At 73.1% G+C, this 13,347-nt stretch carries 8 protein-coding genes; 6 read left to right on the top strand and 2 right to left on the bottom strand.

From position 1 onward, the window contains the following. Positions 1-26: 26 nt before the first annotated feature. Positions 27-3,464 carry a phosphodiester glycosidase family protein gene (locus tag CRP51_RS00755; RefSeq protein WP_097228934.1) on the bottom strand — a complete coding sequence of 1,146 codons (3,438 nt, stop codon included), beginning with the start codon at positions 3,462-3,464 and terminating at the stop codon, positions 27-29. A 119-nt stretch (positions 3,465-3,583) separates the two neighbouring features. After that, the gene (gene uvrA, locus CRP51_RS00750) at positions 3,584-6,535 is read right to left on the bottom strand and encodes an excinuclease ABC subunit UvrA (protein ID WP_097228933.1); all 2,952 of its coding nucleotides are present in this window, start codon (positions 6,533-6,535) and stop codon (positions 3,584-3,586) included. A gap of 220 nt (positions 6,536-6,755) precedes the next feature. On the opposite strand from uvrA, the gene CRP51_RS00745 reads away from it, so the two are divergent. From CRP51_RS00745 to whiA, 6 genes are all read left to right on the top strand, one after another. Beyond that, a complete protein-coding gene (locus tag CRP51_RS00745) occupies positions 6,756-7,445 on the top strand; it encodes a maleylpyruvate isomerase family mycothiol-dependent enzyme (RefSeq protein ID WP_097228932.1) in 690 nt (229 codons plus the stop codon). Between the two features lie 42 nt (positions 7,446-7,487). After that, entirely contained in the window at positions 7,488-8,144 is a 657-nt protein-coding gene (locus CRP51_RS00740) for an MBL fold metallo-hydrolase (RefSeq protein WP_097228931.1), read from the top strand. Positions 8,145-8,216: 72 nt separating this feature from the next. After that, the gene (gene uvrC / locus CRP51_RS00735) at positions 8,217-10,199 is read left to right on the top strand and encodes an excinuclease ABC subunit UvrC (protein ID WP_097228930.1); all 1,983 of its coding nucleotides are present in this window, start codon (positions 8,217-8,219) and stop codon (positions 10,197-10,199) included. A gap of 70 nt (positions 10,200-10,269) precedes the next feature. Next, positions 10,270-11,190 (top strand): RNase adapter RapZ, encoded by a 921-nt coding sequence (gene rapZ, locus CRP51_RS00730; RefSeq protein ID WP_245880289.1) that lies wholly within the window; start codon positions 10,270-10,272, stop codon positions 11,188-11,190. A 3-nt stretch (positions 11,191-11,193) separates the two neighbouring features. Further along, entirely contained in the window at positions 11,194-12,264 is a 1,071-nt protein-coding gene (locus tag CRP51_RS00725; RefSeq protein WP_097228928.1) for a gluconeogenesis factor YvcK family protein, read from the top strand. Continuing rightward, complete coding sequence (whiA, locus tag CRP51_RS00720) at positions 12,255-13,232, top strand: DNA-binding protein WhiA (protein WP_097228927.1); 978 nt, start codon at positions 12,255-12,257, stop codon at positions 13,230-13,232. Before CRP51_RS00725 ends, whiA begins: the two co-directional genes overlap by 10 nt. Positions 13,233-13,347: the final 115 nt, after the last annotated feature.

Genomic DNA, 13,347 nt, shown 5'->3' with positions numbered 1-13,347 from the left:
GGCCCGGCCGGGGCGGAGCGTGCCGGTCAGCGCCGGGTCACCTCGACCGTCGCGCGGCGCTGCTGGCCGTTCACCGCGACCTCCAGGACGACCTCGCCCGGCCGCAGCCCGGTCAGCTCGCCGGTCGCCGGGTCGAAGGCGGCGACCGCCCGGCGGCCGGCCTCCTCGGCGGGCCCCACGTGCAGCCCGCGCGAGCCCGACCAGTCCGCGCTGACCAGCGGACCCACCGGCACCTCGCGCCGTTCGCCCGCGCCGTCCTGTACCACCACGGCCCCGGCGGCGGCCGTCTCGTCCACCGACACCGTTCCGGGGGCGTCGAGCGACAGCCCGTCGACCCGCGCCATGGTCCGCACCGAGAGCCAGTCAGGGCCGGGGCGCTCGGGCGACCGCCGGGTCTCGGCCTGCTCGGAGCGGGAGACCGGGTCGACGCCGACCAGGGTCCAGCCGTTGAAGCCGCCCTCGTCGGGGACGGTGGCCGGCTCCTTGCCCGCGTTGCCGTTGATCACATACGGCACGCCGTCCACCCGGTAGGTGTCGAAGATGCCGACGTGCCCCCCGACATGCAGGACGCCCTTGCCGGTGCGCTGGCGGAAGTCGGCCAGCCAGCGCTCCACGAGCGCGGCCTCCCAGCGGTCCGTGAGCTGACTCGCCGGCTGGGCCATGGTGTCCCTCGGCGGCACATGGCCGACCACCACCACCGAGTGGACGGACCGGTCGTCCGCCGCGGCGTCCAACTGGGCGCGCAACTCCCTGACCTGGGCGAAGCCGCCGCCGCGCAGCGTCAGCGCCGACGTGTCCAGCGTGAGGAAACGCGTCCCCCGGTGGTCGAACGTCAACTGGGTCTCGCCGAACTCCGCGCGGAAGTTGTCGATCGAGCCGCCCATCACCTCGTGGTTGCCCGGCACGTAGTACCAGGGCAGGTCCCCGCCCAGCTCCTCCTCAAGCACCGCGCGGGCGAACGCCAGGTCCTCGGGCGAGCCCTCGTCCACCAGGTCCCCGTTGATCAGCACGAAATCCGGGTCGGCGGCCCTCGCCTCACGCAGGCTGCGACGGGCCGAGGCGACCAGCTCGCTCTCCGGGTCACGTGCCACGAACTGGGCGTCCGAGACCACCGCGAACCGCCACTCCCGCCCGTCGGTTCCGGCGGCGGTGTCGATCAACGGCTCCGCGCCGCGCGGCTCCTCGGGCAGTTCCGCCTCGGGGGGCGTCAGCGCCCGCAGTTCGTCGATCACCAGTTCGCTGGCGTAGCTCTGGTCGCCCCGGGTCTCCGCCAGGTAGAAGCGCTGGACCGAGACGGGGTAGGCCGTGCCCTCCGGCACCTCGAAGGTCAGCTGCCGCCACCCCTCGAACTCGATGTGCTCGGACCGCAGCACCAGGTCGGTGCCCCGGGCGTCCCGCAGTTGGAGCGAGGGCCACGCGCCCCGCCCGTCGCCCCTCACCCAGAGGGTGAACCGCGAGGGCTGGCCCGGCACCCGGATCTCCTCCGGCGGGTAGACATACGCCGCCCGGGTGGCCGTGCTCAGCGAGAAGTCGTACGCCAGCCGCAGCCCGGCGCCCTCCCGACCTTCCGGCTCCGGCGCCACCGAGCCGTCGGCCCTGGCGTGGTCGAAGGTCCACCCGTCGCCGTCGGAGAAGTCCGCCACCGACGACTCGCGCAGTCCGACGGTCACCGCCATCCGCGTGGTGACCTCGCCGACCGTGACCGTCACGGTCCCCGAGGCCGACTCCCGCTCGCCGGCGGTCACGGTGAACCCGCCGCGCGCCGGGTCGGGCGCGATGGTGAAGAGCGAGGAGTCGTAGTCCAGCCGCACGTCCGCCGGCTCCACGGGCGCCGAGTGGCCCGCCGCGTCGACGCCCAGCACCCCGAAGGAGGAGACGGCCCCCGGCTCGGCCAGCCCGAGCCGCCGGGTGGTGGGGGAGATCTCGGTCAACGGTCCGAGGACGGTCAGCTCCGTCGCCCCGCGCGCCCGTCTCTCCCGCGCGGTGACCTCGACCGTTCCCGGTCGGTTGGCGTGGAAGACGCCGTCGCGCACCGTGCCGACGCGCGGGCGCGAGGAGTGCCATCGCGGGTCCGCTTCCGCCGGGCCGTAGCCGTCGTCGTGGCCGACGGCCGTCAACTCCCTGGTGAGCCCGGGGAAGACGCGTTCCGGATGCCCGCCGGCCACCGGGTCGGCGGTGGGGGCCGCGGCGGGGTCGGCCGTCGGGGCGACGCGCAGCCCGGACAGCTCGCCGTCGCCCACGGGGGCGGTGATCGCCAGGCCGTTGGGCACCGGGCGCTCCTCGCCGTCCGAGGGGCTGTTGACCAGTTCGGGCGCGTCCCGCCCCGGCAGCCTGGCGAGCAGCGTGCTGGAGCCGCCGCCGTCGAGGTTGAGCGCGCTGTACGCCCCGAGGTCGGCCATCATCGAGGCCAGCTCGGTGAGCGTGGTGCCGCCCGAGTGCGCCTGGCGTCCCTCCACGCTCAGCACGTACATCCGCTGCCCGTCGCGGGAGAAGCCGACGGCGGTGCGGGGCGCGGTGTCGTTGTTGGGCAGCCCCTCCCAGTCCTGCGGCTCACCGTCCACGACCAGCAGGCCGCGCCCGCCGACCGCCGTGCGCGGCAGCTCGGAGCCGTCGTCGGCGACCGGGGCGTACTCCACGCTCACCGGGTCGCCGACCTCAAGGCCGTCGAGGGCGAGCGCGCCGCGCTCCCGGCCGAGCAGCACGGTGGCGTCCTCGGGGACGGGGCCGTCGCCCGGCTTGTCGGAGACGGCGGTGACCTCGCCGTCGTCGATCACCACCTCGGTGCTCTCGCCGGCGTCGGCGACCAGCAGCGCGCGGTCGGCGTCGCCCCAGGCGGAGGTGTAGACGCCGACCCCGCCCGGCGGCAGGTCGGGCGTGTTGAAACCGGCGAGGTCGACCGCGCCCTCGGGCAGGGTGGCGGTGCCGTCGAAGTAGAGGTCGAGGACGCGGCCTGCGCCGTCGGGGGAGATCCCGACGGCCTCCGTGGGGCCGCCGGCCGAGCCGTGGACCAGCTCGCCCTCGGCGAGCCCGGGGCCGAGCGGCGCCTCGGTCGCCCCGATGTCGAAGAAGTCGGCGTTGAGCGCCGCGACCGTGGTCCTGCCCTCGCCCGGGTCGTGGTCGGCGACCAGCTCGCTCACCGGTGCCGCGTCGGCGACATGCTCCGGGGCGAGATAGTCGACGCGCAGGTCGGCGGTGAGGTCCAGGCTCAGCGCGTGGGCGCTGAGCCACTTGTCGGACTCCATGCGGTGGTAGCTGGTCAGCTCGGCGCCCGGGGCCAACGGCTGCTCGTTGCGCGAGAGTTCGAACCCGTCGCCCTCGACGATCCCCGAGGGGGCCGAGGCGACGGACGCGACGGGTGCCGCGTGCGCCGGGGTGATCAGCGCTCCGCCGGTCAGGGCGCAGGCGACGCCCGCCGCGATCAGTGAGGGGGCACGCCGTGCGCGTCGCCCCGTGGATCCTGGCAAGTCAACTCCCTGTGAAACGCGTGCCTGGTGGCGCGGGTGTGCGCCGGCGGCTCAGCGTTCCAAGGGAGTTGACTCGGTGCCAGGGGTTCGTCGGGAACTTGGGGAGAACAAAACGCCCGTCAGCGTTTGGCGGCGGCTCGCTTTCTCGCCGGCTTGGCGGGGGCGTCGCCCGCCGTGGCCTTCCGGGAGGGGGACTTCCGTCGGGAGGCGGCCGGGGCGGCGTCGCTCACCGCGTCCCCCAGGATCTCCCGCAGGAACTTGCCCGTGTGGCTCGCCGGCACGGCGGCGACCTGCTCCGGGGTGCCCTCGGCGATCAGCTGGCCGCCGCCCCCGCCGCCCTCCGGGCCCATGTCCAGCACCCAGTCGGCGGTCTTGATCACGTCGAGGTTGTGCTCGATGACCACCACCGTGTTGCCCTTGTCCACCAGGTCGGAGAGGACCGTGATCAGCTTGCGGATGTCCTCGAAGTGCAGCCCGGTGGTGGGCTCGTCCAGCACGTAGACCGTGCTGCCGGTGGAGCGCTTCTGGAGCTCGGAGGCGAGCTTGACCCGCTGCGCCTCGCCGCCCGAGAGCGTCGGCGCCGGCTGGCCGAGGCGGACATAGCCGAGCCCCACGTCGTTGAGTGTGCGCAGGTGGCGGGCGATCGCCGGCACGGCGGCGAAGAAGTCCAGCGCCTCCTCGATCGGCATGTCCAGCACCTCGGCGATGGACTTGCCCTTGTAGTGCACCTCCAGGGTCTCCCGGTTGTACCGGGCGCCGTGGCAGACCTCACAGGGCACGTAGACGTCGGGCAGGAAGTTCATCTCGATCTTGATGGTGCCGTCACCCGAGCAGTTCTCACAGCGACCGCCCTTGACGTTGAACGAGAAGCGGCCCGGCTGGTACCCGCGGACCTTGGCCTCCATCGTCTCGGCGAAGAGCCGCCGGACGTGGTCGAAGACGCCGGTGTACGTCGCCGGGTTGGAGCGGGGGGTGCGGCCGATGGGGGACTGGTCGACATGGACCACCTTGTCGACCAGGTCGTCCCCGGTGACCCGGGTGTGCCGCCCGGGGACCGCCTTGGCGCCGTTCAGCTCGCGGGCGAGATGGGTGTAGAGGATGTCGTTGACCAGCGTGGACTTCCCCGAGCCCGAGACGCCGGTGACGGCGGTCAGCAGCCCCACGGGGAAGCTGACGTCGATCCCGCGCAGGTTGTGCTCCCGGGCGCCGTGGACCGTGAGCATCCGCTCCTGGTCCACCGGGCGCCGCTGGGCGGGCAGCGGGATGGTGCGGGCGCCGGCCAGGTACTGCCCGGTGAGGGAGTCCTTGTTGGTCAGCAGGCCCGACAGGGTGCCGCTGTGGACGACCTGGCCACCGTGCTCGCCGGCGCCGGGGCCGATGTCGACCACCCAGTCCGCCGTCTTGATGGTGTCCTCGTCGTGCTCGACGACGATCAGCGTGTTCCCCAGGTCACGGAGGCGGACCAGGGTCTCGATCAGCCGGTGGTTGTCCCGCTGGTGGAGGCCGATCGACGGCTCGTCGAGCACGTAGAGCACGCCGACGAGGCCGGAGCCGATCTGCGTGGCCAGCCGGATGCGCTGGGCCTCGCCGCCGGAGAGCGAGCCGGCCGCGCGGTTGAGCGAGAGGTAGTCGAGGCCGACGTCGACCAGGAACCGCAGCCGCTCGTTGACCTCCTTGAGTACCCGCTCGGCGATGGTCCGCTCGCGCGCGGTCAGCTCCATCCGCCCGAGGAACTCGGCGCACTCGCTGATCGACATCCCCGCCACCTCGGCGATGGAGCGCCCCTGCACGGTGACCGCCAGCACCAGCGGCTTCAGCCGGGTGCCCTGGCAGGCCGGGCACGGCACCTCGCGCATGTACCCCTCGAAGCGCTCACGGCCGGAGTCCGTCTCGGCCTCCGCGTGGCGCCTGCGGATGAACGGCAGCACGCCCTCGAAGGCCGTGGTGTAGGCCCGCTCCTGCCCGTGGCGGTTCTCGTAGCGGACCTCGATCTTGGTCTTGTGCCCGTTGAGCAGGGCCTTCTTGGCGCGCTGCGGCAGCCCCTCCCACGGCACGTCCGTGCGGAAGCTCAGCGCGTCCCCGAGGGCGCCGATCAGCAGGTTGAAATAGCCCTTGGTGTGCCCGTGCGACCAGGGGTGGATCGCCCCCTCCTCCAGCGTCTTCTCCGGGTCGGGGATGATCAGCTCCGGGTCCACCTCCATCCGCGTCCCGATCCCGGTGCACTCCGGGCAGGCGCCGAACGGCGAGTTGAACGAGAAGGAGCGGGGCTCCAGCTCCTCGAACGAGAGGTCGTCGTACGGGCAGTAGAGGTGCTCCGAGTACATCCGCTCCCGCTGCGGGTCGTCCTCGGGGAGGTCGACGAAGTCGAGGACGACCATCCCGCCGGAGAGGCCGAGGGCCGTCTCCACCGAGTCCGTCAGCCGGCGCTTGGCGCTGTCCTTCACCGTCAGCCGGTCCACCACCACCTCGATGGTGTGCTTCTCCTGCTTCTTCAGCTTGGGCGGGTCGGCCAGCTGGATCGTGGCCCCGTCCACCCGGGCGCGGCTGTAGCCCTTGGTCTGGAGGTCGGCGAAGAGGTCGACGAACTCCCCCTTGCGCTCGCGCACCAGCGGCGAGAGCACCTGGAACCTGCTGCCCTCGGCCAGCCCGAGCACCTTGTCCACGATGGCCTGCGGCGACTGCCGGGCGATGGGCCGGCCGCACTCCGGGCAGTGCGGCTTGCCGATCCTCGCGAAGAGGAGCCGGAGGTAGTCGTAGACCTCCGTGATGGTGCCCACGGTGGAGCGCGGGTTGCGCGAGGTGGACTTCTGGTCGATGGAGACCGCGGGGGACAGGCCCTCGATGAAGTCCACGTCCGGCTTGTCCATCTGGCCCAGGAACTGCCGCGCGTACGCGGACAGCGACTCGACGTAGCGCCGCTGGCCCTCGGCGAAGATCGTGTCGAAGGCGAGCGAGGACTTGCCAGAACCCGACAGCCCGGTGAAGACGATGAGCGAGTCGCGGGGCAGGTCGAGCGAGACATTCCGGAGGTTGTGCTCGCGAGCGCCACGAACGATGAGTCGGTCGGCCACGCCGGATGGCACCTTTCGTTGGTAGATCGGGAACGCCCGCGCTCTCCGCGAGCGACCCGTTCCAGGGTATGGGGCACCTCTGACAATCGTCGCCGAACGCCCGAGGACCGCCTCGCAGCCTATAGCACGCGCGTTCGATTGCCGGCCGTTTCCCGGCGAGATCGCGCCGGATTCACCCGATGGAGTGGCACGAGCGCGGAGGCGGACTAGGGTGCGTGCCATGATCCGAGCCGTTGCCGACCTGGCCGCCGTCGAGGACGCCACCGACCGCCTCCTGCGCACCGCCGCCGGCCTCGACGAGGCCGCGCTCGCCGCACCCTCCCGGCTCCCCGGCTGGACGCGCGGCCATGTGCTGGCCCACCTCGCCCGGAACGCCGACGCCCTCAACGACGTGCTCCACGGCCGCCCCATGTACCCCAGCGACCAGGCCAGGGACGACGCGATCGCCCACGGCGCCGGGCGCCCGCCCGCCGAGCACCTGGCCGACCTGCGCGACAGCTCCGCCCGGTTCCTGGCCACCGCGCGGGCCCTCGACGAGGCCGGCTGGGAGCGCCCCGTCACCCTGCGCAACGGCGTGACCGACCGCGCCGCCGGCCTCCCGTTCCGCCGCTGGGTCGAGGTGGAGCTCCACCGGATCGACCTGGACGCCGGGCCCACCGTCGCCGACCTCCCCGGCGCCTTCCTCGACCGCGCCGTCGACTACCTGGCCGCCCGCTACACCGGCCACCCCGACCTGCCCGCCGTCGAGCTGCGCGCGGAGGACGGGCGCAGCTGGCGCACCGGCGCCACCGGGGGTGAGCCGCGCCGGGTGGTGGGCACGCCGGCCGCGCTGGTCGGCTGGCTCAGCGGCCGCACCCCGGGCAGCGGCCTGACCTCGGCCGAGCCGCTGCCCACGCCGCCGGCGCTGTAGCGGGACGCCGCGCTGTCGGTGCCGTCTGAGAGACTGCCGGGCATGGCGTACACCGGAGACGTGACGGTCGGCGGACCCCCCGACGTGCACGAGTTGACCCACCTGGTGATCACCAAGATCGCCGTCGGCCCCATGGAGAACAACGCCTATCTGCTGCGCTGCCGCGCGACCGGCGACCAGTTGCTGGTCGACGCGGCGGCGGACGCGCCCGCGCTGGTGGAGCTGGTCGGCCCGGACGGGCTCGTCGGCGTCGTGACCACCCACCGCCACGGCGACCACTGGGGCGCCCTCGCCGAGGTGGTCGCCGCGACCGGCGCGCGCACGTACGCCGGCCGCCACGACGCCGAGGGCATCCCGGTGCCCACCGAGGTGCCGGTGGACGACGGCGACCAGATCGCCGTCGGCCGCTGCCGCCTCACGGCCCGTCATCTCGTGGGCCACACGCCCGGCTCCGTCGCGCTCGTCTACGACGACCCCGAGGGCCACCCCCATCTCCTCACCGGCGACAGCCTCTTTCCCGGCGGCGTGGGCAACACCTTCGGCGACTCGGCGGCCTTCACCCGTCTGCTGGCCGACGTGGAGGGCAAGCTCTTCGCCCAACTCCCGGACGAGACCTGGGTCTACCCGGGCCACGGCGCGGACACCACCCTCGGTGCCGAGCGGCCGCACCTGGCGGAGTGGCGCGAGCGCGGCTGGTAGCCGGCGGCCGGGCCACCACGCTCACCCTGTGTGGTGCGCTCACTGTCAGTGGGCGGCAGTAGGGTTGCCGCCATGGCCGATCCTTCCAGCTACCGCCCGAGGCCGGGTGAGATCCCCGACTCGCCCGGCGTCTACCGGTTCCGCGACGAGCACCGCAGGGTGATCTACGTGGGGAAGGCCAAGAGCCTCCGGCAGCGCCTCTCCTCGTACTTCCAGGATCTCTCGGGCCTGCACCCCCGCACGGCCACGATGGTGACCACCGCCGCCTCCGTCGAGTGGACGGTGGTCTCCACCGAGGTCGAGGCGCTCCAGCTGGAGTACTCCTGGATCAAGGAGTACGACCCCCGATTCAACGTCAAGTACCGCGACGACAAGAGCTATCCCTCACTCGCGGTCACGATGAACGAGGAGTTCCCCCGCGTCCAGGTGCTGCGCGGCGCCAAGCGCAGGGGCGTGCGGTACTTCGGCCCCTACGCCCACGCCTGGGCCATCCGCGAGACGGTCGACCTGCTGCTGCGCGTCTTCCCCGTCCGCACCTGCTCGGCCGGCGTCTTCAAGCGCGCGCAGGCCATCGGCCGCCCCTGCCTCCTGGGGTACATCGACAAGTGCGCCGCCCCCTGCACCGGCCGGATCAGCCCCGAGGACCACCGGGCGCTCGCCGAGGAGTTCTGCGACTTCATGGCCGGCCGCACCGGCACCTACCTGCGCCGGCTGGAGCAGGAGATGGGGGAGGCCGCCGAGGCCCTGGAGTACGAGCGGGCCGGCCGGCTGCGGGACGACATCGAGGCGCTGCGCCGCGCCATGGAGAAGAGCGCGGTGGTGCTCGCCGACGCCACCGACGCCGACCTGATCGCCCTCGCCGAGGACGAGCTGGAGGCGGCGGTGCAGATCTTCCACGTGCGCGGCGGCCGGGTCCGGGGGCAGCGCGGCTGGGTGACCGACCGGGTGGCCGACGTCACGGCCGGCGAGCTGGTCGAGAGCGCCCTCCAGCAGCTGTACGGCGAGGAGAGCGGTGAGAGCGTGCCGCGCGAGGTGCTGGTGCCGGCGCTGCCCCAGCCGCCTGAGCCGGTCGCCGACTGGCTCACCGAGCGCCGCGGCTCCCGGGTCAGCCTGCGCGTGCCCCAGCGCGGCGACAAGCGCGACCTGATGACGACCGTGGCGCGCAACGCGCAGCAGGCGCTCACCCTGCACAAGACCAAGCGCGCCTCCGACCTCACCACCCGCTCCCGCGCCCTGGAGGAGATCGCCGAGCACCTCGGCCTCGACTCCGCGCCGCTGCGGGTGGAGTGCTTCGACATCTCCCATCTCCAGGGGGACGACGTCGTGGCGTCCATGGTCGTCTTCGAGGACGGGCTGGCGCGCAAGAGCGAGTACCGCCGCTTCCAGATCAAGAGCTTCGCCGGGCAGGACGACGTCCGGGCGATGCACGAGGTGGTCTCCCGCCGCTTCCGCCGCTATCTGCGGGAGCGCGAGCGCACCGGGGAGTGGGCCGTGGAGGAGGGCGGCGAGGAGGCCGCCGACGTCCGCGTCGGCCCGACCGAGGAGGACGGCCGGCCCAGGCGCTTCGCGTACCCGCCGCAGCTGGTCGTGGTGGACGGCGGCCAGCCGCAGGTGGCGGCGGCCCGGCGGGCGATGGACGAGCTGGGCGTCGACGACGTGGCCGTCTGCGGCCTGGCCAAACGCCTGGAGGAGGTCTGGCTCCCCGGCGAGGACGATCCGGTGATCCTGCCCCGCACCAGCGAGGGGCTCTACCTGCTCCAGCGGGTCAGGGACGAGGCGCACCGCTTCGCGATCCGCTACCAGCGCGGAAAGCGGTCACAATCGATAAGGAAGGGTCCCCTCGACGCCATTCCCGGTCTCGGGGAGACCCGCAAGAAGGCGCTGCTCAAGCACTTCGGCTCGGTCAAGCGGCTCCGCGCCGCCACGGTCGAGGAGATCAGCGAGGTGCCCGGCATAGGCCGCAGGACCGCCGAGACGGTCGCGGCGGCCCTCGCCGGCCAGGCCCAGGCCGCACCCGCGGTCAACACGGCCACCGGTGAGATCGTCGAGGACTGAGCGAGCGCGGAAGAGGCCAGCGACCACGACCCACACACGTCACCGAAGGACAGGCGGGGGATTGAGCGACATGAGCGAACAGAGCAGAGCAGAGGAACCCACCACCCCGCCCGTGGGCGAGGAGGCGACGAGCACCCCCGAGCTGGTGATCATCTCCGGGATGTCGGGCGCGGGCCGCTCCACCGCGGCCAAGTGCCTGGAGGACCTGGGCTGGTTCGTGGTGGACAACCTGCCGCCGGCCCTGATCCCGACCATGGTCGACCTCGGCGCCCGTTCCCAGGGGAACGTCGCGCGGATCGCCGTGGTCGTGGACGTGCGGGGGCGCGGCTTCTTCGACAGCCTGCGGGAGTCGTTGAACGACCTGGAGACCAAGGGCGTCACCCGGCGCATCGTCTTCCTGGAGGCATCCGACAACGCGCTGGTCCAGCGCTTCGAGTCGGTCCGCAGGCCGCACCCGCTCCAGGGCGACGGCCGGATCGTCGACGGCATCGCGGCCGAGCGCGACCTGCTGCGGGAGCTGCGCGGCGACGCCGACCTGGTGATCGACACCTCCAACCTGAACGTCCACGAGCTGCGCGCCAAGATGGACGCCCAGTTCGCCGGGGGAGACGAGCCCGAGCTGCGGGCCACCGTCATGTCCTTCGGCTACAAGTACGGCCTGCCGGTGGACGCCGACCACGTCGTGGACTGCCGCTTCCTGCCCAACCCGCACTGGGTTCCCGAGCTGCGCCCCTACACGGGGACCAGCGAGGAGGTGTCCGGCTACGTCTTCAACCAGCCGGGCGCCAAGGAGTTCCTCGACCGGTACGCCGAGCTGCTCCAGCTGGTGGCCGCCGGCTACCGGCGCGAGGGCAAGCGTTACGTGACCATCGCCGTCGGCTGCACCGGCGGCAAGCACCGCAGCGTGGCGATGTCCGAGCGGCTGGCGCGCCGGCTGGCGGCGGAGGGAGTGGAGACGGTGATCGTCCACCGGGACATGGGACGCGAGTAGCCGATGCCACGGAAGGGAGCAAGGCGCGCGGCGGGAGCCCCGTCCGTCGGCCGGCGCGCGGGGCGCACGCTGCGCGGCGTCCGCCGGGGCGCGCAGCCCAAGGTCGTGGCGCTGGGCGGCGGCATGGGGCTCTCCGCCTCGCTCACCGCGCTGCGGCGGATCACGGGCGACCTCACCGCCGTGGTCACGGTCGCCGACGACGGCGGGTCGAGCGGCCGGCTCCGGGACGAGTTGGGCGTGCTGCCCCCCGGCGACCTGCGCAAGGCGCTGGCCGCGCTCTGCGGGGACGACGAGTGGGGCCGCACCTGGTCGGAGGTGATCCAGCACCGCTTCCAGAGCGAGGGCGAGCTGCACGACCACGCCGTGGGCAATCTGCTGATCGTCGCGCTCTGGGAGCAGTTGGGCGACCACGTCGGCGCTCTCGACCTGGTCGGCAAGCTGCTGGGCGCGCACGGCCGGGTGTTGCCGATGTCCGCGGTGCCGTTGGCGCTGGAGGCGTCCGTGCTCGGCCACGACCCGGCGCGGCCCGAGGAGTTGTCACGGGTGCGCGGGCAGGCGTCCGTCGCGTTGACGCCGGGCGAGGTCCGCGAGGTGATGCTGGTGCCCAGCGATCCGCCGGCCGTGCCGGAGGCGGTGGCCGCCGTGCTGGACGCCGACTGGGTGGTTCTCGGCCCCGGTTCGTGGTTCTCCTCCGTCATCCCCCACCTGCTGGTGCCCGAGTTGCTGGACGCGCTGGTCAGCACCAAGGCGCGCAGGGTCCTCTCGCTCAACCTGGCGCCCCAACCGGGCGAAACTGATGGCTTCTCACCGCAGCGTCATGTGGAGGTTTTGGTACAACACGCCCCTAAACTCGCCTTTGACGTGGTGCTGGCCGATCGGGCCGCCGTCCCCGACGGGGAGAGCCTGAGCAGGGCCGCCGCCGAGCGACTGGGGGCCGAGGTGGTGTTGGCCCCGGTGGCCGCGAACGCTGGTTCCGGTCCCGGCGCCGGCTCGGCCCGGCACGATCCCGAGCTTCTGGCAGCCGCGTATGACCGTGTTTTTCGGATGCATGGAAGGATCGGCCCATGGCGATGACGGCTGCGGTGAAGGACGAGATCTCGCGTCTTCCCGTCACCCGCACCTGCTGCCGCAAGTCCGAGGTGTCGTCGATCCTGCGCTTCGCGGGTGGCCTCCACCTCGTCAGCGGGCGGATCGTGATCGAGGCGGAGCTGGACACCGGCATCGCCGCCCGGCGGCTCCGCCGGGACATTCTCGAGATCTTCGGGCACTCGTCGGACCTGGTGGTGATGGCTCCCGGCGGGCTGCGCAGGGGCAGCCGCTACGTGGTCAGGGTGGTCGCGGGCGGCGACCAACTGGCCAGGCAGACCGGCCTCGTCGACGGCCGGGGCCGGCCGATCCGCGGCCTGCCGCCCCAGGTGGTCTCGGGGGCCACCTGCGACGCGGAGGCCGCCTGGCGCGGAGCCTTCCTGGCGCACGGTTCGCTGACCGAGCCGGGACGTTCCTCCTCCCTGGAGGTCACCTGCCCCGGGCCCGAGGCCGCCCTCGCGCTGGTGGGTGCCGCGCGGAGGCTCCAGATCGGCGCCAAGGCGCGCGAGGTGCGCAGCGTTGACCGGGTCGTCGTCCGGGACGGTGACGCGATCGCCGCCCTGTTGACGCGGCTCGGCGCGCACGAGTCGGTGCTCGCCTGGGAGGAGCGCCGGATGCGGCGGGAGGTGAAGGCGACGGCCAACCGCCTGGCCAACTTCGACGACGCCAACCTCCGCCGTTCCGCCCGCGCCGCGGTGGCCGCCGGCGCCCGCGTGCAGCGCGCGCTGGAGATCCTCGGCGACGAGGTGCCGGAGCACCTGGCCGCCGCCGGCCGGCTGCGGATGGAGCACAAGCAGGCGTCGCTGGAGGAGCTGGGCGCGCTCGCCGACCCGCCGCTCACCAAGGACGCCGTCGCCGGGCGCATCCGCCGGCTGCTGGCGATGGCGGACAAGCGGGCACAGGACCTGGGCGTCCCCGGCACCGAGTCCAGCCTCACCGAGGAGATGGTCGGCTGAACGCCACCGCGCGCCCCGGTGTGGCGCCGGTGTCCGGGGCCTGAACACGGCTGGCCGATGTCACCGGTGACACCCGGGCGCGGTAGGGTCGGAAGCGGTCGGGGACATCCCATAC

It is taken from the genome of Streptomyces zhaozhouensis (assembly GCF_900230195.1).
GTDB classification, from domain to species: Bacteria; Actinomycetota; Actinomycetes; order Streptomycetales; family Streptomycetaceae; genus Streptomyces; species Streptomyces zhaozhouensis.
The sequence above is the reverse complement of the archived record's forward strand: the minus strand, read 5'-3'. Positions and strand labels throughout refer to the sequence as shown.

What these genes read in the sequence shown, in the direction of transcription:
- CRP51_RS00745 (WP_097228932.1), top strand. Translation starts at nt 6,756, where the DNA reads ATGATCCGAGCCGTTGCCGACCTGGCCGCCGTCGAGGACGCCACCGAC.
- CRP51_RS00740 (WP_097228931.1), top strand. Translation starts at nt 7,488, where the DNA reads ATGGCGTACACCGGAGACGTGACGGTCGGCGGACCCCCCGACGTGCAC.
- uvrC (WP_097228930.1), top strand. Translation starts at nt 8,217, where the DNA reads ATGGCCGATCCTTCCAGCTACCGCCCGAGGCCGGGTGAGATCCCCGAC.
- rapZ (WP_245880289.1), top strand. Translation starts at nt 10,270, where the DNA reads ATGAGCGAACAGAGCAGAGCAGAGGAACCCACCACCCCGCCCGTGGGC.
- CRP51_RS00725 (WP_097228928.1), top strand. Translation starts at nt 11,194, where the DNA reads ATGCCACGGAAGGGAGCAAGGCGCGCGGCGGGAGCCCCGTCCGTCGGC.
- whiA (WP_097228927.1), top strand. Translation starts at nt 12,255, where the DNA reads ATGGCGATGACGGCTGCGGTGAAGGACGAGATCTCGCGTCTTCCCGTC.